Genomic DNA, 25,654 nt, shown 5'->3' on the forward strand with positions numbered 1-25,654 from the left:
TCAGATCTTCCAGCCGGAATGAAGGGCAGCGACACCCATCGTCAGGTTGCGGTACCTGACCTGATCGAACCCGGCCGCGCGGATCATGCCGGCAAACGTCTCCTGATCCGGAAAGCGGCGGATCGATTCGACGAGGTACTGATAGCTGTCACGGTCGCCCGCCACGATCTGGCCCATGACCGGGATCACGTTGAACGAATACCTGTCGTAGGCCCATTGCATCGCCGGGTTCGGCAGCTGGCTGAACTCCAGCACCATGAGCCGTCCGCCGGGTTTGAGAACGCGGTAAGCCTCGGAAAGCGCGTCCGGGATGCGCGTGACGTTCCGGATGCCGAAGCTGATGGTGTAGACGTCGAAGCTAGCCGGCGGAAACGGCAGCGCCATCGCGTCGCCCGCGACCCAGGTCAGGCGATCCGACAGGCGTTCGGCCTCGGCGCGCTTCTGCCCTTCGACCAGCATCGATTCCGTCATGTCCAGAACCGTTGCGGTGGCACCCGGCGCCCGGGCGAGGAACCGGAAGGCGATGTCCCCGGTCCCCCCCGCCACGTCAAGAAGCGCCTGTCCGGAGCGCGGTGCGAGCCAGTCCATCATCGCGTCCTTCCAGAGCCGGTGGACACCCGCGCTCATCAGGTCGTTCATGATGTCGTATCGGTTGGCCACGCGGGTGAAGACGCCGTGGACCATCCCGGCCTTCTGGTCTTCGTCCACGGTCTGGAACCCGAAATGGGTGGTCGGCTTTTCGGCAGGGGTCAAGGCGCTTGCTTTCCTTTGGCTGGCGCCAGTTATAGTTGAGCGCGCGGCAGATACAATTGACCGATCGCGGCGGGCGGGGCCATGCGACGCATTGCCGGGGGATGAGCGCAGGCCGGTCCGGGGGACCGCAAAGCCGCAACGGAGCGAAAAGGAGAAGGTGACCCGCGATGCCTGAACTACCCGAGGTTGAAACCGTGCGCCGCGGCCTGCTTCCGGTGATGGAGGGGAAGGGGATCGTGCAGGCGCAGGTGAACCGCCGTGACCTGCGCTTTCCCCTGCCTGAGAGGATGGCCGCGCGGTTGACCGGCGCGCGCGTGCTGGGCCTGCGCCGCCGGTCGAAATACATCCTGGCCGATCTTTCGACCGGCGAAACGCTGCTCGTCCATCTCGGCATGTCGGGGCGCATGCTGGTCTCTGGGGTCGCGCAAGGAGCATTTTACCACCACCATCCTGCCCCCGCGAAGCACGATCATGTCGTGCTCGACATGGAGGGCGGGGCGCGGGTCACGTTCAACGACGCCCGGCGCTTCGGCGCAATGGACCTTTTCGACACCGCTTCGGGAGACGCGCACCGGCTGCTTCGCGACATCGGGCCGGAGCCGTTGGGGAACATGTTCAGCGAGGATTACCTGGTCAGCCGGCTTGCCGGTCGCAAGACGCCGATCAAGGCTGCCCTGCTCGACCAGACGCTCGTCGCCGGGCTTGGCAACATCTATGTCAGCGAGATTCTGCACCGTGCCGGCGTCGATCCGCGGCGGGCGGCGGGGCGGCTGTCTGCCCGGCGCGCGGGCAGCCTGGTTCCGGTGATCCGGGCCGTTCTGGCCGAGGCGATCGAGGCGGGCGGATCGTCGCTGCGCGATTACCGTCAGGCAGATGGGGAGCTTGGCTACTTCCAGCACGCATTCCGCGTCTACGACCGCGAAGGTGCAGCCTGCCTGAAGCCCGGCTGCGGCGGGACCGTGGCGCGCGTCGTCCAGTCCGGGCGGTCCAGTTTCTACTGTCCGCGCTGCCAAAGATGACTTGATTGCCCTGCCCCGGCTGATAGGGTCCGCCGGAAGATCAGGGAGGACTGCCATGGCCTACGATACGCTCATCGTCGAGGTTGAGGACTACGTCGCCCTGATCCGGCTCAACCGGCCCGAGGCGCTGAACGCGCTGAACTCGCGCCTGCTGCGGGAGCTTTCGGCGGCGGTCGCCGCTGCGGAGGCCAACGACAAGGTCCGCTGCATCGTGCTTACAGGATCGGAAAAGGCCTTCGCTGCCGGGGCCGACATCCGGGAAATGGCGGAGAAGTCCTTTGTCGACGTCTTCACCGAGGATCTGTTCACCCAGAGCACCGAGGCGTTCCTGCGCTGCCGCAAGCCGATCATCGCCGCGGTATCGGGCTACGCGCTGGGCGGGGGATGCGAGCTTGCCATGATGTGCGATTTCATCATCGCGTCGGACACGGCGAAGTTCGGCCAGCCGGAGATCAACCTTGGCACAATGGCCGGCATCGGTGGCAGCCAGCGGCTGACCCGGTTCGTCGGCAAGGCCAAGGCGATGGACATGAACCTGACCGGGCGTTTCATGGACGCGGCCGAGGCCGAACGTTCCGGCCTGGTCAGTCGTGTCGTGCCCGTGGCCAAGCTCTTGCCCGAGGCAATGGCCGCCGCGCGCAAGATCGCGGAGAAGTCGGCCCTTTCCGTCATGGCGGTCAAGGAAGCGGTCAACCGCAGTTACGAGACCACGTTGCGCGAAGGGCTCCTGTTCGAGCGTCGCCTGTTCCATGCGCTGTTCGCGACCGAGGACCAGAAGGAAGGCATGAGCGCCTTTCTGGAAAAGCGCGAGCCGCAGTTCCGCGACCGTTGAGGCCTTGAGGGCCGGGCGGCGCAAGATTGGGCTTCCCTTTGCGCGTGATTTGCCTTAAGCGGCGCCGTTACATGCGCGTGGAGCCCGCTCAGGCTAGAATCATCCGGTTCGCTGGGACGACCGGGCTTTGTTGCGCGAAGGTATCGAAACAAACCCGGAAGTTGGGAAAACTCAATGGCTAACACGCCCCAGTCAAAGAAACGCGCCCGCCAGTCCGAGCGTCGCAAGGATATCAACAAGGCCCGCCGCTCGCGCATCCGCACGTTCCTTCGCAAGGTCGAGGAAGCGATCGCTTCGGGCAACCAGGAGGTCGCCTCCACCGCCCTTCGCGCAGCGCAGCCCGAACTGGCGCGCGGTGTGACCAAGGGGGTTCTCCACAAGAACACGGTGGCGCGCAAGATGTCGCGCCTGGCGGCCCGCGTTAAGTCGATCGCGCAGTAAACTGCTTCAATATCAGACACTTGCGTAAGGCGCGCCCTCCGGTCGCGCCTTTTGCATTTTGCACCGCCGGACTGCATCTGTGCCTTCTTTGCACTCCCTCCGGGATTCGCTGCGACAAAGAGTGAGTCAAGCTAGAAGTTCAGTTGCGGCGGCTTCGCCCGACTTGGTAGCGTCATGGGGCGATTCACGTCGTCTTGGGGGGACATGGCGCACACCATCCGCTTTTCCGGAGATCCTGATTCGGAAAGCGCGAAGAAACGCCGGCAAGAATGGTGTCGGGTGTGCACGTTTCGGATGTCGGCAGCTGCTTGCCGCGTCTCGTACCGATGGGTTTGATTGGCTGGAGCGTTCCGGCCCAAGCCTGTTGTCATGTCCACCGGATGCCCCTTGAGGGCACGTCGCCGCGTTCCCCGTATCTGCGCGGGGTCCGGGCGGTGCCCAAGCCGGCTGAAGCGCCGATAAGAGACAGCGAAACCCGTGAAAGGGGCGCTGTAACCTGTGGGCAAGGCGAGAATGACAAACGATACCTGGGGGCAAGTGCGAGATGGGCTTATCAAGGCAGTTGGCCAGAACAACTTCGTCACCTGGATCGAACCGCTGCGCCTGATCGACCTGGACGGCGGCATCGCCCGGTTCGAAGCCCCCACCAAGTTCATGCGCGACTGGGTGATGCGCCACTTCGGCGAACACATCCGCGCCCATCTTGCGCAGTCCGGGCAGACAGTGGATCGCGTCGAATTCCTGGTCAGCGGCCCGCGTCCCGTCCCGATCGCCAGGGTTGCCGAGGCACCGGCGCGAAACCGCCTGCCGTCTGCCCCCCCGCGCACGGGCGAGGAGGCCGATCTGCCGGGCGCGCCGCTCGATCCCCGCTTCACCTTTGACAGTTTCGTCGTCGGCAAGCCGAACGAACTTGCCCATGCTGCGGCCCGCCGGGTCGCGGAAGGGGGGACGACCACCTTCAACCCGCTGTTCCTTTATGGCGGGGTCGGCTTGGGCAAGACCCACCTGATGCACGCCATCGCACATGAGCTTCGCACGGGCCGCCCGGATCTGCGCGTGCTCTATCTGTCTGCCGAACAGTTCATGTACCGCTTCATCCAAGCGCTGCGCGAGAAGCAGATCATGGACTTCAAGGAGATGTTCCGCGCGGTCGATGTCCTGATGGTCGACGATGTCCAGTTCATCGCCGGAAAGGACTCGACGCAGGAGGAGTTCTTCCACACCTTCAACGCGCTGGTAGACCAGAACAAGCAGATCGTGATCTCCGCCGACCGCGCGCCCGGCGAGATCAAGGACCTGGAGGAGCGGATCAAGAGCCGCCTGCAATGCGGCCTGGTGGTCGACCTGCATCCGACCGACTACGAGTTGCGGCTGGGCATCCTTCAGCAGAAGGCCGAAGCCTACCGCGCCCGTCACGGTGGCCTGGAAATGGCCGATGGCATCCTCGAGTTCCTCGCTCACCGGATCACGACCAACGTCCGCGTGCTGGAAGGCGCGCTGACACGGCTTTTCGCCTTCGCCTCGCTGGTCGGGCGGGAAATCACGCTCGACCTCGCGCAGGATTGCCTCGCGGACATCCTGCGGGCCTCCGAGCGCAAGATCACGATCGAGGAGATTCAGCGCAAGGTCGCGGAACACTACAACATCCGGCTGTCCGACATGATCGGGCCCAAGCGGATGCGCACCATCGCCAGGCCCCGCCAGATCGCGATGTATCTTGCCAAGAACATGACCACTCGCTCCCTGCCCGAGATCGGACGCCGCTTCGGCGGGCGCGATCACACCACGATCATGCACGGCATCCGCAAGATCGAGGAGTTGAAGGGAAGCGACAGCCAGCTGTCCGAGGATCTGAGCCTGCTGCGGCGGCTGCTGGAATCCTGACCCGCCGCGCACGGCCCTGGCCTTTGTTCAGGCGGGGCCTGCCTCAGGTGCGCAGGAGGGATACTTCTTGAGCGTTGGGAAAAATTTGTTAATCCTGCCCTCCCGGCAAATCAGGGGACGGAAATGAAGATCAGCATCGAACGCGCGACCCTTCTAAAGGCGGTCGGGCAGGCCCAGTCGGTGGTCGAGCGGCGGAACACGATCCCGATTCTCGCCAACGTGCTGATCGAGGCCGAAGGCAGCACCGTCAGTTTCCGCGCCACTGACCTCGACATCGAGGTCGTGGACCGGGCGCCTGCGCAGGTGGAACGGGCGGGTGCCACGACCGTATCGGCGGTCATGCTGCATGAAATCGTGCGCAAGCTGCCCGACGGCGCCCTGGTGCAGATCACCTCCGACGCCGCCGCAGGCCGCCTGACGGTCGAGGCGGGGCGATCCACATTCTCGCTCGCAACGTTGCCCAGGGAAGATTTTCCGGTGATGGCATCGTCGGAATACACCGCCAACTTTTCGGCGCCCGCCCCGGTTCTCCGGCGGCTGTTCGACAAGTCGAAGTTCGCCATCTCGACCGAGGAAACCCGGTACTACCTGAACGGCGTCTACATGCATGTGGCCACGGGCGAGGGCGGCCCGGTGCTACGCTGCGTGGCGACCGACGGGCACCGTCTGGCGCGCATCGACGCGCCCCTGCCCGAAGGGGCGCAGGGCATGCCGGGCGTCATCATTCCGCGCAAGACCGTGGGCGAGTTGCGCAAGCTTCTGGACGACGACGAGTCGAACATCGCCGTCTCGGTCTCCGAAACCAAGGTGCGTTTCGCCACGCCGGCGATCACGCTGACCTCGAAGGTGATCGACGGGACGTTCCCGGACTATACGCGCGTCATCCCCGTCGCGAACACCCGCCGGCTTGAGGTCGACGCGGCCGAGTTTGCCAAGGCCGTCGACCGTGTGGCCACCGTGTCGTCGGAACGGTCGCGCGCGGTGAAGCTGCAACTGGACGAGGATCGCCTGGTGCTTTCCGTCAACGCACCCGATGCCGGTGCGGCCGAAGAGGAACTGGCGGTCGCCTATGGTGACGATCGCCTGGAGATCGGGTTCAACGCGAAATACCTGCTGGAGATCGCCAGTCAGGTCGACCGGGAAAATGCGGTGTTCCTCTTCAACTCCTCCGGCGACCCGACCCTGATGCGGGAAGGCAACGACATGTCCGCGGTCTATGTCGTGATGCCGATGCGCGTCTGATTGGCTGCCCGGCCGGAGCCTCGATCGAAAGGCACAAGACGTGCCGCGACTTGCCGTCGATAACCTGCTGATCTCGCATTTCCGTTCGCACCGCCGGACGGAAATGGCTTTCGAAGGCCGCCCGGTCGCTATCTTCGGGCCGAACGGGGCCGGCAAGACCAATATCCTCGAGGCGCTTTCCCTTCTGTCGCCCGGGCGCGGGCTGCGACGGGCGGGCGCGGAGGAGCTTGCGAGGCGGCCCGAGTCGCTAGGCTGGAAGATCCGCGCCTCGGTGGACTGCATCGGTCAGGTCCACGAGATCGAGACCTTTGCCGAACCCGGCAGCAGCCGGTCGGTTCTCGTCGACGGCAAGCCGGTCGCGCAGGCAGTTCTCGGTCGGATCGTCCGCATGCTCTGGCTCGTGCCGGCGATGGACCGGCTCTGGATCGAAGGTGCAGAGGGCCGGCGCCGCTTTCTGGACCGGATGACCTTGTCCTTCGATCCCGGCCACGCCGAGGCTGTCCTGACCTATGAGAAGGCCATGCGGGAAAGGAACCGGCTGCTCAAGGACGACGTGCGCGATCCGCGCTGGTATGGCGCGCTCGAGGCGCAGATGGCGGGGGCGGGCGCGGCCATTCAGGCTAGCCGCCGCGCAGCCGTGGATCGCGTGACAGCGGCCCAGACGGGGACGGAAGGTGCGTTTCCGAAGGCCGATCTGACGATCGTCGCGCCCGAGGGAGAGGAGGCCATCGACGGCGCCGACGCCCTTGCGGAGGCACTGGCCCGGGGCCGGTCACGCGACATTGCTGCCGGACGAACACTGACCGGGCCGCACCGGACCGATCTGGCCGCGATCTATGCGGCCAAGGGCACACCCGCAGCGCAGGCGTCCACGGGCGAACAGAAGGCGCTGTTGCTGTCGCTCGTGCTTGCCAACGCCCGTGCCCTGGCGGAGGATTACGGCGCCCCTCCGATCCTGCTTCTGGACGAAGTGGCTGCACATCTCGATGCGGGCCGCAGGGCCTTGCTTTACGACGAGATCTGTGCACTCGGCGCGCAGGCGTTCTTGACCGGGACGGGGGCGGACCTGTTCGAAGGCCTGGGCGCCCGCGCGCAGGTCTTCGAGGTCGCCGACACTGACGGCCAGTCCCGCGCCGTCGAAAGGACCATCGCATGACCCCCCAGCGCGTCACCCTGATTACCCTTGGCGTCGATGACATCGCCCGTTCGCGCGCCTTCTACGAGGCGCTTGGCTGGCAACCCGCAGAGGCGCATGAGGAGGTCGTCTTCTACCAGATGCATGGGGCGGTCTTGGCCCTGTTCGGTCGTTCGGCCCTGGCTCAGGATCAGGGGCGACCGGCTGCGCTTCTCGGCACCGGGGCCATCGCGCTCGCGCAGAATTTTCCGACCGAGGCAGAGGTCGATGTCGCCTGGTCGGCGGCATTGGCGGCAGGGGCAACCCCTCTGAAGGCGCCGGAAAAGGTCTTCTGGGGTGGCTATTCGGGTTACTACGCCGACCCCGATGGGCACGTCTGGGAACTTGCCATGAACCCGTTCTGGCCGCTCGCGCAGGACGGCAGCCTGACGCTGCCGCTGCGCCCCTCGGAAAGCCCCTGAAATCCCGTTGAATGTTCCGCGCCGGCGTGCAAGCGTCGCGCCGCATGCCACGGACGGATTTCGCAGGTTTTCATGACGGTCACGCTCACCGAGCTCTGGTTCTACGCGGGCGCTCTCGTCATCCTCTGGATCACGCCGGGGCCCGTGTTCGTTGCCCTCACGGCCCGGGCGCTTTCGGGCGGGTTCCGGTCGGCCTGGCCGCTGGCGCTGGGCGTGACCATCGGTGACATCATCTGGCCGCTGATCGCGATCTTCGGCCTGACCTGGGTCGTGAGCCGGGTCGAAAACCTGCTGGAGATCCTGCACTGGGTCGCTGCGGCAATCTTCCTGCTGATGGGGGTGGGGCTGATCCGCACCGCCAGCCGGTCGATCCTGGTGGCGGAGGGGCGCCTGACCCGACCCGGCCTCTGGCCCGCCTTTTCCGCCGGCGTCGCGGCGGTTATCGGCAATCCCAAGGCCGTGCTGTTCTACATGGGCGTGCTTCCGGGCTTCTTCGACCTGTCGCGTGTCACCGGCGGGGACATCGCGGTGATCCTGTTCATGTCCGCCCTCATCCCGTTCACGGGCAACCTCGTGACCGCCTTCGCCGTCGGGCAGGCGCGGCGGCTTCTGAAATCTCCGCGCGCGCTCTGGTGGATCAATGTGGGGGCGGGGTCGCTCCTCGTCCTCGTCGGGATCGTGATCGCCTTCCTGTAACGCAAAATCTTGTGGCTGTGGCGTGACATTGCCCACCCCGGGCACTATAAGATGCGCAGGATGCACAGGACGGGCGGGCATGACCGACGACGCGCGAGACACGGCTGAATACGGCGCCGATTCCATCAAGGTTCTCAAGGGGTTGGAGGCTGTTCGCAAGCGGCCGGGCATGTATATCGGCGATACCGACGACGGTTCGGGCCTGCACCACATGGTGTATGAGGTCGTCGACAACGGCATCGACGAGGCGCTGGCGGGGCATGCGAACTTCGTGCGTGTGCGGATCCATGCCGACAATTCCGTTTCCGTGCGCGACAACGGACGCGGCATCCCGACCGACCTGCACCCGACGGAAGGCGTCTCGGCGGCCGAGGTGATCATGACCCAGCTTCATGCCGGCGGGAAGTTCGACCAGAACAGCTACAAGGTCTCGGGCGGTCTGCATGGCGTGGGCGTTTCTGTGGTGAATGCGCTGTCCGACTGGCTGGAGCTTCGCGTCTGGCGCAACGGCAAGGAACATTTCGCCCGCTTCGAGAATGGCGAGACGGCGGAATCCCTGCGCGTCGTTGGTGACGCGGCGCCGGGCGAAAAGGGAACCGAGGTGCGCTTTCTCGCCTCGGCCAAGACGAACCGGCCGGACGGGACGTTCTCCAACCTCGAATATTCCTACAAGACGCTGGAAACGCGGCTTCGGGAACTGGCCTTCCTGAACTCGGGTGTGAAGATTATCCTGGAGGACAACAGGGGGGCCGAACTCCAGCGCACCGAGCTTTGCTACGAAGGCGGCGTAAGAGAGTTCGTCAAGTATCTCGACCGGCACAAGACCGCCGTCATGCCCGAGCCGATCTTCATGACCGGAGAGCGCAGCGGCATCGGGGTCGAGGTCGCGATGTGGTGGAACGACAGCTACCACGAAACCGTGCTGCCGTTCACCAACAACATCCCCCAGCGCGACGGCGGCACGCATATGGCAGGTTTTCGCGGCGCGCTGACCCGGACGCTCACGAAATACGCGCAGGACAGCGGCATCGCCAAGCGCGAGAAGATCGACTTTACCGGCGACGACGCTCGCGAAGGGCTGACCTGTGTGCTTTCGGTTAAGGTGCCGGACCCCAAGTTCTCCAGCCAGACCAAGGACAAGCTGGTCAGCTCCGAAGTCCGCCCCGCGGTCGAAAGCCTGGTGAACGAAAAGCTGGGCGAATGGTTCGAGGAGCATCCGGCCGAGGCGCGGGCGATCGTCGGCAAGATCATCGAGGCGGCGCTTGCGCGGGAGGCGGCCCGGAAGGCACGCGAACTGACGCGCCGCAAGACCGCGATGGACGTGGCTTCGCTTCCCGGCAAGCTCGCGGACTGCCAGGAAAAGGACCCGGCCCTGTCGGAACTGTTCCTCGTCGAGGGCGACAGCGCCGGCGGTTCGGCCAAGCAGGGGCGCGAACGCAAGAACCAGGCGGTGCTGCCGCTGCGCGGCAAGATCCTGAACGTCGAACGGGCACGCTTCGACCGGATGCTGTCGTCAGAGCAGATCGGCACGCTGATCACCGCGCTCGGGACCGGCATCGGGCGGGACGAGTTCAACCTTGGCAAGCTGCGCTACCACAAGATCATCATCATGACGGACGCCGACGTGGACGGCGCCCACATCCGCACGCTTCTTCTGACCTTCTTCTTCCGCCAGATGCCCCAATTGATCGAGGCCGGGCATCTCTTCATCGCGGAGCCCCCGCTTTACAAGGTCGCGCGCGGCAAGTCCGAGGTTTATCTGAAGGACCAGGGCGCGCTTGAGGACTATCTGATCCAGCAAGGCATCGAGGGTGCGGTGCTGAGACTCGGGTCGGGCGAAGAAATTTCGGGTGCAGACCTCGCGCGGGTCGTGGACGAGGCGCGCGTGGTCCGCAAAAGCCTTCTGGCCTTCCCGACGCATTACCCGACCCACGTGCTTGAGCAATCGGCGATCGCTGGCGCGCTTCTGCCCGGGCGTGTCGATGCCGACGCGCAGGGCGTGGCGAACGAGGTCGCGCGCCGGCTGGACGCGGTCGCCGTCGAGTATGAGCGCGGCTGGGAAGGCCGCCCGACACAGGATCACGGCCTGCGGTTCACGCGGTCGTTGCGCGGGGTGGAGGAGATTCGCACGCTGGACGGCCAGATCCTGCGCTCCGGCGAGGCGCGGCGTCTGGCGACGCACACCAAGGCCCTGCAGGACGTTTACGGCACGCTTGCCAGACTTGTCCGCAAGGACCGCGAACAGCCTATCCACGGACCAACCGAACTTCTGGCGGCGATTCTGGCCGAGGGCGAAAAGGGCCTGACCCTGCAACGCTACAAGGGTCTGGGAGAGATGAACCCGGATCAACTGTGGGAAACCACGCTCGACCCTGCCGCGCGGGTGCTGAACCAGGTCAGGATTGAGGACGTGGCCGATGCCGACGACATCTTCACCAAGCTCATGGGCGATGTCGTCGAACCGCGGCGGGAGTTCATCCAGCAGAACGCGCTGAGCGTGGAGAATCTCGATTTCTGATCGGGCCGCTGCCGCAGTGCGGCGTCCCCGGTATCCGGCCTTGTCAAAGGATCGGGATCGAGTTGCGACCTCTGGTCGCGCAGAGGTGATCCGGCGGCGCCGGACGTGTCGCTCCTGTCTGCATATCGGTCGGAATAGCGGCAATAGGACCGTGCTGCAGTTGCATGATGCGCCGACACTGCCTAAGCTTGGCGCAACTCCGGCAAAGACCGGAGTGGGATGAACACGGGGAGAACGAATTGACCGACCACGGTGCCGGGGACGCGTTTGTCCTATTCGAGAGGGTCCAGAAAAGCTACGACGGCGAAACCCTCGTGGTGAAGGACCTGAACCTGTCCATCGCCAAGGGTGAATTCCTGACGATGCTCGGGCCTTCCGGTTCCGGCAAGACCACCTGCCTGATGATGCTCGCCGGGTTCGAGACGGCCACCCACGGCGAGATCAGGCTGGCCGGGCGCCCGATCAACAACATTCCGCCGCACAAGCGCGGAATCGGCATGGTGTTCCAGAACTACGCGCTGTTTCCGCACATGACGATCGCCGAGAACCTCGCCTTCCCGCTCGAGGTTCGCAAGATGGGCAAGTCGGAGCGTGAGGAGAAGGTTCGCCGCGCGCTCGACATGGTGCAGATGGGCAAATTCGGCGGCCGTCGCCCGGCGCAGCTTTCTGGCGGCCAGCAGCAGCGGGTCGCACTTGCCCGCGCGCTGGTGTTCGAGCCTGAGCTTGTCCTGATGGACGAACCCCTCGGCGCGCTCGACAAGCAGCTGCGCGAGCATATGCAGTTCGAGATCAAGCGCATCGCCGATGGCCTCGGAATCACCGTGGTCTATGTGACCCACGACCAGACCGAGGCGCTGACGATGTCGGACCGCGTCGCCGTCTTCAACGACGGCGTGATCCAGCAGCTTGCCCCGCCCGACAAGCTTTACGAGGAGCCGGAGAACAGCTTCGTCGCCCAGTTCATCGGCGAGAACAACACCCTGGAAGGCGTGGTCAAGGAGATCCGGAACGGCGTTGCGCTGGTCGAGCTTGACGACGGCGAGCTGATCGACTGCAAACCGGTCAACGTGTCGCGGCCGGGTGAGCGGACGCGCGTTTCGATCCGCCCCGAGCGGGTCGAGATGAACAAGGCGCGGCTTCAGCCGGGCGCCCATACGCTCAAGGCGGAAGTGCTTGAGTTCATCTACATGGGCGACATCTTCCGGACCCGCCTTCGCGTGGCCGGGAACGACGAATTCGTGGTCAAGACGCGCAACGCGCCGGATCAGCGCCGGATGCAGCCCGGCGAACAGATCGAAATCGGCTGGTTGCCCACCGACTGCAGGGCGCTTGACGCCTGACGAACTGGGCGGGGCCTTTCCCGGGGCCCCGGATCGCCCTTTGATTTCGGGAACCGATAGGGAGACATAAATGAAAACCACCCACCTGCTTCTCGCAACGTCTGCGCTGGCCATGTCGGCCGGTGCGGCCAGTGCGGTCGACCTGACCTTCGTGTCCTGGGGCGGCGCCTACCAGGAATCGCAGCTCAAGGCCTATGCCGAGCCCTACATGGCGGCGCACCCCGACGTGAACATCATCTGGGACGAAAGCTCGGCCGAAGCCGTGGCCAAGCTGCGGGCGATGAACGAAGCCGGCAACCTGACCTGGGACCTCGTCGACGTGACGGTGTCGGACTCGATGCGTCTGTGTGACGAAGGGCTCGCCCGTCCCATCGATGGCGCGACGGAACTTGCCGCCGCCCCCGATGGGACCGACGCCGACACCGACTTCGGCGCCACCCGCGTGAACGAGTGCTTCGTGCCGCAGATCGTCTATTCGACCACCTGGGGCTACCGCACCGACCTCGTTGGCGATACGCCTCCGACCTCGGTCTGCGATGTCTTCGACCTCGCGAAGTATCCCGGCAAGCGGGCGATGCAGAAGCGTCCGATCGACAACGTCGAATGGGCGCTCTACTGCGACGGCGTTGCCAAGGAAGACATCTACAGCGTGCTGTCGACCGACGAGGGCGTCGCGCGCGCCTTCGCCAAGCTCGACACGATCAAGGACCAGGTCGTCTGGTGGACCGCCGGTGCTGAAACGCCGCAGCTTCTGGCCGATGGCGAAGTGGTGATGGGCTCGACCTTCAACGGCCGTCTGTTCTCGGCCATCGCCGAGCAGAACCAGCCGATCGGGATGCTGTGGGACATGCAGTCCTACGACATCGACGGCTGGATTGTGCCGACGGGCCTGTCGCCCGAGAAGGAAGCGATCGTGATGGACTTCCTGATGTTCGCGACCGACACGCAGCGTCTGGCCGATCAGGCCAAGTACATCTCCTACGGCCCGGCCCGCGCATCTTCGGCGCCGCTTGTCGGCAAGCATGAGGCGCTTGGCATCGAAATGGCGCCGCACATGCCGACCGACCCGGCCAACGCCACCAACGTGCTTCACTACGACTACACCTGGTGGGCGGATCATCGCGACGACATCGATGCGAAGTTCCAGGCCTGGCTTGCCCAGTGATCTGATCTGACGGGGCGGGGCCTTGCGGCCCCGCCCCCCATTCGTTTGTCGATTTAGCAACGAGACAAGACCAAACGGGGGGATGATGAGCGAGACAACCCACGCCGGCCCCATGCTGGCCGCGGACGGAACGCCGCTGAAGCGCTCTCTGGCCCGCGCCTTGCGCCGCCAGAAGCTCAGGGCGCTCGCCTTGATCGCGCCCTTGCTGATCTTCGTTCTGTTGACCTTTGTCACGCCGATCGTTTCGATGCTTTGGCGTTCGGTCGAGAACGCGATCGTCCCGGAGACGCTGCCGCTGACGGTCGAGGCGCTGAAGGACTGGGACCCCACCCGAGGCGAACTGCCGGAAGAGGCAGTCTTTGCCGCCATGGTCACCGATCTCCAGGCCGCCGTTAAGGCCAAGACCCATACCAAGCTCGGGACCCGGCTGAACTACGAGAACCCCGGGATCTCCTCCCTGTTTCGCTCGACGGGCCGTAACGTGGGCAAGTGGGACCTGGCCGCGGATGGCCCGTTCAAGGAAAAGCTGATCGAGGCGGACAAGGGCTGGGGCGATATCGAGGTCTGGAAGACCCTGCAACGCTATAGCGGGCACTACACCGCCGGCTACTTCCTGAACGCCGCGGACCTCGAAAATACGGCCGAGGGCATCCAGCTGCGCCCGGAAGAGCAGCGCATCTACATGACGCTGTTCATACGCACGATGTGGATGTCGCTGATGATCACCGGATCATGCCTTCTGCTCGGCTATCCGGTCGCCTGGCTTCTGGCCAACCTGCGGGCGTCGACGTCGAATGTCCTCATGATTCTGGTGCTGCTGCCGTTCTGGACCTCGCTTTTGGTGCGAACCTCGGCCTGGAAAGTGCTTCTCCAGCAGCAGGGCGTGATCAACGACCTGCTGGTGTGGGTCGGGCTGGTCGATGATGCAAACAGGCTGGTGATGATCAACAACCAGTTCGGCACCATCATCGCCATGACGCATATCCTCCTGCCGTTCATGATCCTGCCGCTCTATTCGGTCATGAAGACGATCCCGCCCAGCTACCTGCGTGCGGCGAAGTCGCTGGGGGCCACCAACTGGACGGCGTTCTGGCGGGTCTATTTCCCGCAGTCGGTCCCCGGGATCGGCGCGGGTTCGATCCTCGTGTTCATCCTTGCGATCGGTTACTACATCACGCCCGAACTGGTGGGCGGCACGCAGGGCGTGTTCATCTCCAACCGGATCGCATTCCACATATCGTCGTCGCTCAACTGGGGGCTTGCCGCTGCGCTGGGGACCATCCTGCTCAGCCTCGTGCTGCTGCTCTACTATGTCTACGACAAGATCGTGGGCATCGATAACGTGAAGCTGGGGTAAGGGACATGACCATCAGGACTTCCATCGTCCCGACACCGAGCCTTGCGGGATTTACCCTACCGATCAACGCCGTTGCTGGCGCGCTTCTCGGCTATCTGGTCGGGACCGCCAAGGGCAACCCGGTCCTTGGGGCCGCCGCCGGTGCCGTCTTTGCGGCGCTTCTTGCGCTCGTCATCCTTCGCTTTGCCCCTAAGCGTAGCCTGGGCCGCCTGGCCGGTGCCGTCATCACTGGCGTGGTCGGACTCGCGCTGGCAGGAATTGCCGGACTGGTCTTCGGCGCGCTGGTCGGTCTTGTCCTGAGCTGGCTTGCCTACTGGCTGCACACCGGGGACTACCGTTCCAACGTTCCGGTCTACGCGACATCGGGCGACGTGCTCTGGAGCAATACCTTCCGATTGATCTGCGGTCTGATCTTCTTTTTCCTGATCGCGCCCATCGCGGTGGTCATTCCGCTAAGCTTCAATGCAGAGAATTTCTTCACCTTCACTCCGGCGATGCTCGCTCTCGATCCCGATGGCTACTCGCTGAAGCATTACCAGGACTTCATGACCAACCCTGACTGGCTCAGGCCGCTGAAGAACTCTTTCATCATCGCGCCTTTCGCCACCATCATCTCGGTGTCGCTGGGCACGCTGGCCGCGATCGGGCTTTCCCAGAGCCACGTTCCCGGGCGCCGGGCGATCATGGCCATCCTGATTTCCCCGATGATCGTGCCGCTGATCATCTCCGCCACCGGCATGTTCTTCTTCTACTCCGGGCTGGGCGTCTTCCTTGAGGATACGCTTCATTTCTCCAAGGATCTGTCGGGCTACATCAAGGTGATCCTGGCCCACGCCGTGCTGGGTATTCCGTTCGTCATCATCACCGTCACCGCGACGCTGGTCGGCTTCGACCGTTCGCTGACGCGGGCGGCGGCCAACATGGGTGCGGGACCGGTCCGCACGTTCTTCAAGGTGCAGATGCCGCTCATCCTGCCGGGCGTCATCTCGGGGGGGCTGTTTGCCTTCATCACCTCGTTCGACGAGGTGGTGGTGGTTCTGTTCGTCGGCTCGGCGGTGCAGAAGACGCTGCCATGGCAGATGTTCACCGGCCTGCGCGAGCAGATCTCTCCCACCATCCTGGCCGTCGCGACGATCCTCGTGGTGATCTCGATCCTGCTGCTCACCACGCTTGAACTGCTGCGCCGCCGGTCCGAGCGGCTGCGCGGGATGAGCCCGAGCTAAGCCTGGGCGATGGGCCACCGGCATCCCGCTGGCGGGATGCCGGCTATCCGGCTCCGTGGCTGCGGTCGTAGGCGTTGACGGCTGCCGGCGACCAACCCGCAAGGCTGCCGGGAGCCGGTTCGAATATCTCCACAAGCAGCGGGTGGCACGCCGCGGCATCGCTGGAATGTTCCGATGAGCAATCGCCTCCGGGGCACGCGGACAGGGCACCCAGAAGATCGATTTCCGCAAGAAACTCAAGGTAGTCGCCCGGGCGAACCGGGCTGGCCTTCATGAAATACTGGCCCGTATCGGGGGTGAAGCCCGTGCACATGAAGACATTGAGAACGTCGTGAACAAGTGGCTCAACCTCCTGCAGGGGCCTCCCCGTTTCGACGGCGAGCGCCCGCGTCAGGTTCGAGTGGCAGCAGTGGTGATAGGTGCCGCCGGACAGAAGCCGGTGGGTGTAGGGATCGCAGCGGGTGCCGATCACGTCGTGGACGCGCCCGCCATAGGGATCCGTCCCGTACCATGAAAGCGTATCCTCGATCACCGTCGCCATCGGCCGCAGGTAGGGAAGGCAGGACCAGAGCCGGTCTCCCTCGGAGACGTGGGTTCCATGCAATGCGCGGGTCTTGCCGGAAAAGAACCGTTCGGAAAGGTCCGAGGCGTTCCAGAGGTTGAGATCGCCGACCTGCGGTCCCTTGATCGAGGTGATCCGGAAGAAGTGGCCGGCGGGAACCCGGAAGCTGCGCGCCTCGCGCGGGGGCACCGTCACCTCTTCCACCTTGCGCGCGCCGACGCGCGCGGAGCGGTAGAGCGCGAGGTCGGGCTGCGGCAACCCCTCGTCGGGATAGCAGATCACCGGGCGGATCTGCCTGCGCATTTCCGCATCTGCAGGCATGGTGTCGGTCCTGGCCATTGCGCTCCCCTCGTGCTTTCCGCTACGACCCTAGCCTGCGGCGAAAGCCCAGGTCAACGCACGCGCCGACTTTCTACTGCACGATGAAATCGGCATGCAGGGCGCCGGCGGCGTGGATACTTTTCAGGATGTCGATCATGTCGCGAGTCGACACGCCGAGTGCATTCAGCCCTGCAACCACCTCGGACAGCGACGACCCTGCGGCCACCTCTGCCAGCCCCGTGCCCGCTTCCTCCTCGATCGCGGCGCGGGTGCGCGGAACCAGGATCGTCTCGCCTTCGGAAAACGGGTTCGGCTGGACGGCGACGGGCGCCTCCTCAATCCTCAGAGTCAGCCCCCCCTGGCTGACAGCCACGCGACTGATGCGGACGTCCTCGCCCATCACGATGGTGCCGGACCGCTGGTCCACTACCACGCGCGCGCGACGCTCGGGTTCGACAAGCAGGTTCTCGATCCGCCCAAGCGCATGCGCGGTCGACCGCAGGCCGGTGGAGCCGATGTCCAGCGTGACCGTTCCGGGATCGACCATCACGGCCACGGGCCGGCCAAACTCACCGTTGACGGCGGCCTCGATGCGCTCAGCGGTGGTGAAGTCGGGGGTGCGCAGGGCGATCCTTATCGTGCTCAGCGACGCCAGCTCGAACTCCACCTCGCGTTCGACGCGGGCGCCAAGGGGAATGAAGCCCGCTGTCGGCACCCCTTGCACGACCTTGGCCCCGTCCCCCTCCGCCTCGGCGCCGCCCGCAACGATGGCACCCTGGGCCACCGCATAGATCTGGCCATCCGCCGCGTTGAGGGGCGTCATCACCAGCGTGCCGCCCAGAAGGCTTTTCGCGTCCCCGATCGCAGAAACCGTGACGTCGATCCGACTGCCGGCGCGCGCGAACGGGGGAAGGGCCGCGGTCACTAAGACCGCCGCCACATTCTTGGGGCGGAATTGCTCCCCGGTCACGTTCACGCCCATCCGCTCGAGAAGGTTCGACATGATCTCTTCGGTGAAGGGGGCGTTGCGGATGCCGTCGCCGGTGCCGTTCAGCCCGACGACAAGCCCGTAGCCGACCAGATCGTTGCCGCGCACACCGTCGAACTCCGCAAGATCCTTGATGCGCACGGGCGCGGCGCTGATGCCCTGGGCGACGAGCAGAAGCAGGAAGGCAAGCGCGAACCTCATCTCAGGTACTCCAGCAGCGACATGTTGGAGAGACGCGCGGTCATCGTGTAGATCAGTTCCAGCTGTCCCCTCGCCGCTTCGAGGGCAGAGGCCGTCTCGTAGGGGTCCGCCGCGACGATCCTGCTGCGCGCGATCTCGAGGGCCGTGGCCTCTGCCTGGTTCCGCGTTGCGGCAGTTTCAATCGCCGCCTCCACAGATCCGACCTGTCCGCGCAGTTCCGAAAGCTTGGTTCCCGTCGACAGAAGCGTTTCGCCGGCGTGCCGCAAGACCTGCGCCCGCCCCGTCGTGTCGCCTGCAAGCATCCCCTCCGCGACCAGCGCCCCGAGGGCGAGCCCCTCGATCGCGCGCCGGATTTCCGGGCTGGCAGCCGTGACCCGGAAGGACGCGCCTTCGCCTTCTCCGATCGGGAACGGGCCGCCAGCGGCATCCGTTCCACCATAGGCCAGGTCGCGGAAGCCGCCCCCTCCGGCGGGGGCATCGAACCAGTCCCGGATCGCAGTCAGGGTATCGCTGGCACCGGTCAGCCCGGCAGTCGCCGTCCTCAGCGCGGAGAGGATCGCATCGGACCCGGCCAGCGGCTTCTGGTCGGTTGCCGCCCCGGAAAAAAGGTAGCGGTCCCCGATGTTCGCATTCAGCGCGGAGACCGCCGCGTCAAGCTGCTGCCGCGCGGTCGCCGCCGCGCTGTCGACGACGGCACCGGTGCCGAGGGTTCCGGCCGAGACAAAGGTGTTTCCGGCGTCTTCGGAAAGGCCCTGCACCGTGGCCAGGGCGGTCTGCACGCCGGTCCCGATCAGCGCGGCCTCATCCGTCGCGGTCTTGTAGCTGGCGAGGATGCCAAGCGACCGTTCGATGCCCGAAAGCATCTTGTAGTCGCCCCCGCTGGCGGCGGCCAGGTCCGCGCGCCGTCCGGTCGAGAGTTCTTCCGTCAGCCGTGCGAGCCGTTGCTCCGAAGCAGCGCTCGATCGCCGCAGGAACTGAGCCTGTGCCAGATCACCCAAGGACACGCTGTTCATGGTCAAATTCCCAGAAGTTGCTGGATCAGTTCGTCCATCGTCTGGATCACGCGGGCGTTTGCGGAAAACGCCTGCTCCACCAGCAGAAGGTTCTGCAGTTCCGCGTCGGTGTCGACGCCGCCGGCAAGCTCCAGATCGCTCAGCGCGGACTGGCGGGCCGCAGAGTGGGCACCTGCGGCTTCGGCCGAAAGCCGCGCGCCGGCGATCTGGGAGGCGATGTCCGCGGCAAGGCCAGCGGCGGACCGCGCCGCGCCGATGAAATTGCCCGACGCCGGAACGCGCGTCCGGGCGAGGGCATCGGCGAGCGCCTGCAATCCCGTCGCATCGCCTACGGGGCCCGGCGTTGCCGCCCCCAAGCCGTCGCGCAGGCGCCAGAGGGCGCCGCCTTGCGCCGGGTCTGCCAGCGCGCTGAAGGCGATCCGTCCGGCTAGGCCGGTCTCGTTCGCGGTGTCGACGGGGCCGCCCGCATCGGTGAAGATGCCGGGCGCGCCGGGTGCGAGCGTGGGATCGGCACCCGGGCCGCCGAAGCGTTCGATCAGGTCGCGCGCCAGCGAATCGAACTGCGCCTGCGCCGACGGGGCGATCTGGTCGCGCACGGCCAGCAGGGCGCCGAGGCTTCCGCCACCAAGCGGCCCTTCGTCAGACGACGGAACGGGCATGCCGTTCACTGTCAGACCCGAAAGCGCGCCCGATCCGAGCGTCATTTCCGGCACGATCGTCGCCACGGCGGAAAATCCGATCTCGGCGGGGTTGCCCTCCAGCAGGATGGTGCCGCCGGTGGTGAACAGCGCGATCTGGTCATGGTCGCGGGCGACCTCGCGCACGGGGACGATCCGGGCAATCTGATCGACCAGAACCTGCCGCTGATCCATCAGGGCCAAAGCGTCGCGGCCGGCGCTGCGATAGGCCAGGATGTCGGCATTGAGCGTGTCAACCTGTCGCAACGTCGTGTTCAGGACCTCGACCCGGTCCGCGATGTTGCGGTCCGCCTCCATGCGGATGTCCTGCATCTCGTCCGTCAGGTCGTTCAGCGTCCCGGCCAGGGCCTTTGCGCGATCCGCAACCGATTGCAGCCGCGACTCGCTGTCGGGGCGTGCGGCGGCAAGGACCAGCGCCTGTTCCAGGTCCGAGATACGGGCGGAGAGCGAGCCCGCTTCCGTCGGATCGCCGATGGCTGCCTCGATCCGGGCCAGGGTATCGGTGCGCTGGCTGGCATTTCCGGTTTCAGCGTCTGCAAGGCGTCGGTCGCCGATGACGGCCTTGTCCACCAGACGCGTGACCCCGACGATGCGCACACCCGCGCCATCGCCGCCGAGCGAGGCCGCGGACAGTTGCACCTCCCGCCGCCCGTATCCGGGCGTCAGCGCGTTGGCGACGTTCGCCGCGACCACATCGGCCCGCCGCGAGGCGGCGGTGAGGCCGGTCAGGGCGTTCGACAGCGCGGATGAGATGCTCATGGCCTGGCCCGCTCAGCGTCGCTAGCGCTTGATGTTGGTGGTTTCTTGCAGCATGTCGTCCACCGTCTGGATGACCTTCGCGTTCGAGGAGTAGGCGCGCTGGGTCTGGATCAGCGCGGTCAGTTCGGCCGCGACATCGGTGGCCGATCCTTCCCGCGCGTAACCGACGACCGCGCCGGTCGGGCCGTCGCCGGCATCCCAGAGGAAGAACGAACCCGAGTCGGGCGAGACCTGGAAGGTCTGGTTGTTGAGCGCGATGAGCCCGTTCGGATTCGGCACGTCCACGACCGGGATCTGGTAGATGCGCCGGGTGAAGCCGGTGTCGAAGGTGGCGGTGACGAACCCGTTGTCGTCGACCTCGACGGTGGTCAGATTGCCCACCGGCGAGCCGTCCTTGGAAATCGCGGTCGGCGCGAAGTTGTCGGAAAGCTGGGTCAGCCCGTTGGCATCGCCCAGCTTGCCGATCGTCATCGCAATCGGCCCGCCGGCAACCGTCAGGTCGAGCGAACCGGTGGCCGGATCGTAGGCGCCGCCAGAAACGGTCGTCACCGAGGCCAGGGTGCCGCCATTGGCGCGGGTGTCGTCGAAGGTCAGTGTGTACTCGCCGATGAGTGCGCCGTTCTGCGCGGAATCGCGGATCTGCATCGTCCAGGCGTTCGAGCTTCCGGTGGCGGGAACGGTCGGCGTGAAGGTGATATCGAGTGTGTGAGAGGTGCCGAGATTGCCGAAATACTCGACCGAAAGCGGCAGGGCGTTGCCTGCAGCCTCGGCCTCGGTCGCGGTGGCGGGCAGGTTTACGCCAAGGTTCATCGTCGTCGTCGGATCGCCTGCCGTCTGGTTCGCGGTGATGACCACCGGCCGAAGGCCGGAGACGGTATCGCGCGGCAGGACCGGGATAGACCCGTCCGCATTCGCCGGCCAGCCAAGCAGCACGAGCCCGGATTCGGTCCTGAGCACGCCGTTTGCATCTGGCCGGAACGCGCCCGTCGTGGTCATCATCAGGGGCTGCGCGCCGCCGGTGAATGAGTTCAGCGAAACGGCGGGTGTCACCGGCAGCATGCCGCGGCCTGAAATCGCCAGGTCGAGCGCGTTGTTGGTGGGCACCAGCGCCCCCTGTTCATCGATGAGCCGCGATGTCGCGGCCCGGACGCCGCCGGCGGAATAGGTACCTGCCCCACGTGCCTGATTGATCACGAAGTTCTCGAAATCGGTCGAGGCGCGCTTGTAACCGAAGGTGCCGGAGTTGGCGATGTTGTCGGAAATTGTCGCCAGCCGTGTGGCGTTCGCGCTGAGGCCGGCCACCCCGGCATTGAGCGAGGACGAAATGGACATGATGCCGCCTTTCTGCTGCTGCGTCCCAATCGCAACCACAGTGGCGGCTTGCGCTTAATATCCGCCTAACGACAGATAACCTTTTCTTTTCAGATATCTGACCGGATGAGAATCAGTTCGATCCGGTTGTTCCGCACCGCCATCGGATTGCGATAGGCATGCTTGCGATCGGCGTGGCCCGTGACCCTGGCCAGCCGGCTTCCCGCAAGCCCCTCGTCCTCGAGCATCTGGCGGACGCGCATCGCGCGACTGGTCGAGAGATCCCAGGACGGATCCTCGATCAGGACCTCGGGAAGCGACGCGATGTGGCCGTTGACCGCGATCGGGTTTTCGACAAGACCGAACACCTCTGCCACGACCTCCACCAGGGCCCCGGCCAGTTCCGTCGGGTCATCGGTGCGGGCGACGAACAGTGGTTCGTCCTCCAGATCGGAGATCTCGACCACGAGCCCCTCGTCGGTCAGGCGTGTCTGGACATGCCTGAGCAGATTGTCCATGACCGCGCTTTCGCCGCCAAGTCCCATCAGAGCTTCCTCGATTTCCCGGGCGTGTTCGGAGAACTTGCCGCTTTCTTCGGTCTCGTCCTGCGTCTCGGTGCCGGTCTGGCCCAGCGCCTGATGCTCATCCGAAGGCTTGAGGCTCGAGGCGCCGGTTCCGTTCTGCGCGATCTGGTCTTCGGAAAAGACGCTTTCCCCCCCGAACGAACCATCCCCGCCGCCCGAGATCCGGCTGAGCGGAATTGTCGGGCTGAAATAGTCCGCGATCCCCTTGCGCTGCTTTTCCGTCGTCGCGTTCAATAGCCACATCAGCATGAAAAAGGCCATCATCGCGGTTACGAAGTCGGCATAGGCAACCTTCCACGCCCCACCGTGGTGCCCGCCGCCGTTGACGACCTTCTTGCGCTTGATGATGACCGGCGCGGCATCGTTCCGCCCTGCCATCCCACCAGTTCCTTTCCTTCACCCGCTGACGACCCTATGACCAAACCCCTAACACAGGGCTAACCGCGCCGGGTTTACTCCGCCCGAGTGGCTGCTATGTGTGGGGCGGGTCCTGCGGAGAGGGGGAGATGGCGGCGCAGTCGGGCGGATTTCCGATGATTCGGACACTCGGGCTGACCGGGCTTCTGGTCAGTTTCGGGGACCGCCTGTCGGAACCTGCGAACCGTGCCGCGCTGGCGTTTCGGGCCGCCGTCGAGAACGAGGCATGGCCCGGGGTGGAGGAAACCTCGACTTCGCTGGCATCGGTGTTCCTCCGGTTCGATCCGGTCTCGGTCGCGCCGGCCGATCTGCGCCACCGGATCGCGCAGCTTCTTGCCGCGCGCGACTGGCTGGCGGCGCCCTTGCCTGCGAACCGGAGGCGCTGGCGCATTCCCACCGTCTACGGGACCGATCTCGCCCCGCAACTTCACGAGGCCGCCGCCGCGGCCGGCATGTCCCCGGAAGATGCCATCGCGGAGCTGTCGCGCACCACGGTGCGCGTCCTGACCATCGGCTTCGCCCCCGGCCAGCCCTATCTGGGAGAGCTTCCGCCGGCATGGGATATCCCTCGCCAGGTGGCGCTGACCCGGAGAGTGCCCGAAGGTGCGCTTGTCGTCGCAATCCGGCAGTTCGTCCTTTTCTCGGCAGCGACACCGACCGGCTGGCGTCACATCGGGCAGACGGCGTTCCGTGCCTTCCGGCCCGAAAGCGCCGAACCCTTTCCGCTGAGACCGGGGGACGAGCTGATCTTTCCCGCCATCGGACGAGAGGAGTACGAAGCCCTTCGGGCAGCCGATACCACGGGTGACGGCGGCGCCGAGCGGGAGTTGATCGGATGAGCGAGTTGATCGTCATCCGCTCCGGCCCGGCGGTCACGGTGCAGGACGGCGGCCGTCCCGGCCTGCTGGCTGAGGGCCTTTCGCGCGGTGGCGCGGCCGATCCCGATGCCCTCGCCGAGGGGGCGGCGCTTCTGGGCCAATCCCCCGATCTCGCCGCGCTCGAGATGGCGGGGTATGGCGGGGCCTTCGCGGTGACCTCCGCGACGCGCCTGGCGCTGACCGGCGCGCCGATGCGGGCCGACGTCGACGGGCGACCGGTTGCCTGGAACGGGTCGCACGTGATCGGGCCGGGACAAGTGCTGACCATCGGCGGCTGCGAACGCGGGGCCTACGGCTATCTTCACCTCGCCGGCGGGATCGCGACCGCGCCGGTGCTGGGATCGCGCGCCGCGCATCTGGTTGCCGGAATCGGCGCCGCTGTCGCGGCCGGCGCGCGCCTGCCCCTCGGATCCGATTCCGGCGGGCACGCAGGCATGATCCTCGACGTGGAGGAGCGTTTCTCGGGTGGCGAGATCCGGATCGTCCACAGCGCCCAGACCGCGCTTTTCCCTCAGGCGGAGCGCGAGAGGTTCACCGCGACAGAGTTCGTGCGCGACGACCGCGCCAACCGGATGGGGATGCGCCTGACGATGGCAGGCGCGGGTTTCTCGGCGGAAGGGCAGTTGTCGATCCTGTCAGAGGTCATCGTGCCCGGCGACATCCAGGTGACCGGCGACGGCACGCCCTTTGTCCTGCTGCCCGAATGCCAGACCACGGGCGGCTATCCACGCATCGGCACCGTGATCCCGGCCGATCTGCCACGGGCCGCCCAGGCCGGCCCCGGCGCGCGGCTGCGGTTCCGCTTCGTCGGGCTGGAGGAGGCGCTGGCAGCCGAACGGCAGCACCGCGCCGTGGTGCGCAGCCTTTCCCAGCGGGTGCGCCCGGCCATCCGCGACCCGCGCGACATTCCCGACCTTCTGTCTTATACGCTGATCGGCGGCATGATCTCCGCCCAAGACGAGGAGCCCTAGATGACCCGCAGCGTCGACCTGAACGCCGACATGGGCGAAAGCTTCGGCCCGTGGAAGATGGGCGAGGATGCCGCCCTGCTCGACATCGTGTCCTCGGCCAACATCGCCTGCGGATTTCACGCGGGCGACCCCGACGTGATGGCCGCGACCATGCGGCTTGCCGTCGAACGGGGGGTCGGCATCGGCGCCCATCCGGGCTTTGCCGATCTGCAGGGGTTCGGTCGGCGGCGGATGCACCTTCCGAAGGACACGCTCGCAAACCTGGTGCGCTACCAGCTTGGCGCCGCTCTCGCCATGGCCAGGGCCGCGGGCGGCGAGGTGCGCCACCTGAAGCTGCATGGCGCGCTGGCGAACATGGCCGCCGAGGATGTCGTCATGGCGCGCACCTGCTACGAGGCGGCACTTGATATCGCGCCGGACATCATCGTCATGGTGCTGGCCGCGACCGCGCAGCAGGAAGCCGCGCGTGAGCTTGGCTGCCATCTCGCCGCGGAGATCTTCGCCGATCGCGCCTACAACGATGACGCGACGCTCGTGGATCGCAGCCTGCCCGGTTCGGTCATCCACGATCCCGCCGTGGCGGGCCCCCGTATCGCCCGCATGGTCAAGGCGGGCGCGATTATCACCGAGGCAGGGAAGCAGATCGCGACCCGCATCGACACGATCTGCCTGCACGGCGACGGCGCGACGGCGGTGAAGATCGCGCGCTCGGTCCGCGAAAGCCTGCTGGCCGAGGGGATCGAGGTGCGTCGGTTCGCCGCCATGCGCTAGCGCAGGCCGAACCGCGTTGACGCGATTTCCGGCCCGCTCTAGGGTGGCTGGGCTAAGCCTCCCGGCGATCGTGGACGGGCCGAACGGCGACCCCAGGGGCGCCGCACGCCGCGT

23 protein-coding genes are annotated in these 25,654 nt (G+C 65.9%); 16 read left to right on the forward strand and 7 right to left on the reverse strand.

Annotation, left to right across the window (positions count from 1 at the left end; genetic code table 11):
* Positions 1–753 carry a bifunctional demethylmenaquinone methyltransferase/2-methoxy-6-polyprenyl-1,4-benzoquinol methylase UbiE gene (ubiE, locus tag N5I32_RS19520; protein WP_261497625.1) on the reverse strand — a complete coding sequence of 251 codons (753 nt, stop codon included), beginning with the start codon at positions 751–753 and terminating at the stop codon, positions 1–3.
* Between the two features lie 167 nt (positions 754–920).
* On the opposite strand from ubiE, the gene mutM reads away from it, so the two are divergent.
* The 13 genes from mutM (at position 921) to N5I32_RS19585 (ending at position 16,066) form a co-directional block, all read left to right on the forward strand.
* Positions 921–1,772 (forward strand): bifunctional DNA-formamidopyrimidine glycosylase/DNA-(apurinic or apyrimidinic site) lyase, encoded by an 852-nt coding sequence (gene mutM / locus N5I32_RS19525; protein ID WP_261497626.1) that lies wholly within the window; start codon positions 921–923, stop codon positions 1,770–1,772.
* Positions 1,773–1,827: 55 nt separating this feature from the next.
* Positions 1,828–2,604, forward strand: coding sequence for an enoyl-CoA hydratase (locus N5I32_RS19530; protein ID WP_261497627.1), 777 nt, complete (start codon positions 1,828–1,830; stop codon positions 2,602–2,604).
* 174 nt (positions 2,605–2,778) lie between these two features.
* A complete protein-coding gene (rpsT, locus tag N5I32_RS19535; protein WP_261497628.1) occupies positions 2,779–3,045 on the forward strand; it encodes a 30S ribosomal protein S20 in 267 nt (88 codons plus the stop codon).
* 513 nt (positions 3,046–3,558) lie between these two features.
* Positions 3,559–4,929, forward strand: a complete 1,371-nt coding sequence (gene dnaA, locus N5I32_RS19540) for a chromosomal replication initiator protein DnaA (protein ID WP_261497629.1) — start codon at positions 3,559–3,561, stop codon at positions 4,927–4,929.
* Positions 4,930–5,052: 123 nt separating this feature from the next.
* The gene (dnaN, locus tag N5I32_RS19545; protein WP_261497630.1) at positions 5,053–6,171 is read left to right on the forward strand and encodes a DNA polymerase III subunit beta; all 1,119 of its coding nucleotides are present in this window, start codon (positions 5,053–5,055) and stop codon (positions 6,169–6,171) included.
* Positions 6,172–6,211: 40 nt separating this feature from the next.
* Entirely contained in the window at positions 6,212–7,327 is a 1,116-nt protein-coding gene (recF, locus tag N5I32_RS19550; RefSeq protein ID WP_261497631.1) for a DNA replication/repair protein RecF, read from the forward strand.
* The gene (locus tag N5I32_RS19555; protein ID WP_261497632.1) at positions 7,324–7,767 is read left to right on the forward strand and encodes a VOC family protein; all 444 of its coding nucleotides are present in this window, start codon (positions 7,324–7,326) and stop codon (positions 7,765–7,767) included. The genes recF and N5I32_RS19555 overlap by 4 nt, the downstream gene beginning before the upstream one ends.
* A 72-nt stretch (positions 7,768–7,839) precedes the next feature.
* Positions 7,840–8,463 (forward strand): LysE family translocator, encoded by a 624-nt coding sequence (locus tag N5I32_RS19560; protein WP_261497633.1) that lies wholly within the window; start codon positions 7,840–7,842, stop codon positions 8,461–8,463.
* Between the two features lie 79 nt (positions 8,464–8,542).
* Positions 8,543–10,981: a DNA topoisomerase (ATP-hydrolyzing) subunit B gene (gyrB, locus tag N5I32_RS19565; RefSeq protein ID WP_261497634.1), complete on the forward strand. Its 2,439-nt coding sequence runs from the start codon at positions 8,543–8,545 to the stop codon at positions 10,979–10,981.
* A 239-nt stretch (positions 10,982–11,220) separates the two neighbouring features.
* Positions 11,221–12,321, forward strand: coding sequence for an ABC transporter ATP-binding protein (locus tag N5I32_RS19570; RefSeq protein WP_261497635.1), 1,101 nt, complete (start codon positions 11,221–11,223; stop codon positions 12,319–12,321).
* A gap of 70 nt (positions 12,322–12,391) precedes the next feature.
* Complete coding sequence (locus tag N5I32_RS19575) at positions 12,392–13,486, forward strand: extracellular solute-binding protein (RefSeq protein ID WP_261497636.1); 1,095 nt, start codon at positions 12,392–12,394, stop codon at positions 13,484–13,486.
* An 85-nt stretch (positions 13,487–13,571) separates the two neighbouring features.
* Positions 13,572–14,843, forward strand: coding sequence for an ABC transporter permease (locus N5I32_RS19580; RefSeq protein WP_261497637.1), 1,272 nt, complete (start codon positions 13,572–13,574; stop codon positions 14,841–14,843).
* Positions 14,844–14,848: 5 nt separating this feature from the next.
* Positions 14,849–16,066 carry an ABC transporter permease gene (locus N5I32_RS19585; RefSeq protein ID WP_261497638.1) on the forward strand — a complete coding sequence of 406 codons (1,218 nt, stop codon included), beginning with the start codon at positions 14,849–14,851 and terminating at the stop codon, positions 16,064–16,066.
* 43 nt (positions 16,067–16,109) lie between these two features.
* On the opposite strand, the gene N5I32_RS19590 is transcribed toward N5I32_RS19585, so the two are convergent.
* The 6 genes from N5I32_RS19590 to N5I32_RS19615 all read right to left on the reverse strand — a co-directional run bounded on the left by N5I32_RS19590 (position 16,110) and on the right by N5I32_RS19615 (position 22,881).
* Positions 16,110–16,967 (reverse strand): urea carboxylase-associated family protein, encoded by an 858-nt coding sequence (locus tag N5I32_RS19590; RefSeq protein WP_261497639.1) that lies wholly within the window; start codon positions 16,965–16,967, stop codon positions 16,110–16,112.
* A 73-nt stretch (positions 16,968–17,040) separates the two neighbouring features.
* Positions 17,041–18,138: a flagellar basal body P-ring protein FlgI gene (locus N5I32_RS19595; protein WP_261497640.1), complete on the reverse strand. Its 1,098-nt coding sequence runs from the start codon at positions 18,136–18,138 to the stop codon at positions 17,041–17,043.
* Positions 18,135–19,151, reverse strand: a complete 1,017-nt coding sequence (locus N5I32_RS19600) for a flagellin (protein WP_261497641.1) — start codon at positions 19,149–19,151, stop codon at positions 18,135–18,137. The genes N5I32_RS19595 and N5I32_RS19600 overlap by 4 nt, the downstream gene beginning before the upstream one ends.
* 2 nt (positions 19,152–19,153) lie before the next feature.
* Positions 19,154–20,608 carry a flagellar hook-associated protein FlgK gene (gene flgK, locus N5I32_RS19605; RefSeq protein WP_261497642.1) on the reverse strand — a complete coding sequence of 485 codons (1,455 nt, stop codon included), beginning with the start codon at positions 20,606–20,608 and terminating at the stop codon, positions 19,154–19,156.
* A 21-nt stretch (positions 20,609–20,629) separates the two neighbouring features.
* Complete coding sequence (locus tag N5I32_RS19610) at positions 20,630–21,940, reverse strand: flagellar hook protein FlgE (protein WP_261497643.1); 1,311 nt, start codon at positions 21,938–21,940, stop codon at positions 20,630–20,632.
* A gap of 89 nt (positions 21,941–22,029) precedes the next feature.
* Positions 22,030–22,881: a flagellar motor protein MotB gene (locus N5I32_RS19615; protein ID WP_261497644.1), complete on the reverse strand. Its 852-nt coding sequence runs from the start codon at positions 22,879–22,881 to the stop codon at positions 22,030–22,032.
* 155 nt (positions 22,882–23,036) lie between these two features.
* On the opposite strand from N5I32_RS19615, the gene N5I32_RS19620 reads away from it, so the two are divergent.
* From N5I32_RS19620 to N5I32_RS19630, 3 genes are read left to right on the forward strand one after another with little or no spacing between them, the layout of a single operon-like run.
* Complete coding sequence (locus N5I32_RS19620; RefSeq protein ID WP_261497645.1) at positions 23,037–23,759, forward strand: 5-oxoprolinase subunit B family protein; 723 nt, start codon at positions 23,037–23,039, stop codon at positions 23,757–23,759.
* Positions 23,756–24,769 (forward strand): 5-oxoprolinase subunit C family protein, encoded by a 1,014-nt coding sequence (locus N5I32_RS19625; protein ID WP_261497646.1) that lies wholly within the window; start codon positions 23,756–23,758, stop codon positions 24,767–24,769. The genes N5I32_RS19620 and N5I32_RS19625 overlap by 4 nt, the downstream gene beginning before the upstream one ends.
* Positions 24,770–25,540, forward strand: a complete 771-nt coding sequence (locus N5I32_RS19630; protein ID WP_261497647.1) for a LamB/YcsF family protein — start codon at positions 24,770–24,772, stop codon at positions 25,538–25,540.
* The last annotated feature ends 114 nt before the right edge of the window (positions 25,541–25,654 follow it).

Source organism: Albidovulum sediminis, assembly GCF_025380365.1.
GTDB lineage: Bacteria > Pseudomonadota > Alphaproteobacteria > Rhodobacterales > Rhodobacteraceae > Albidovulum > Albidovulum sediminis.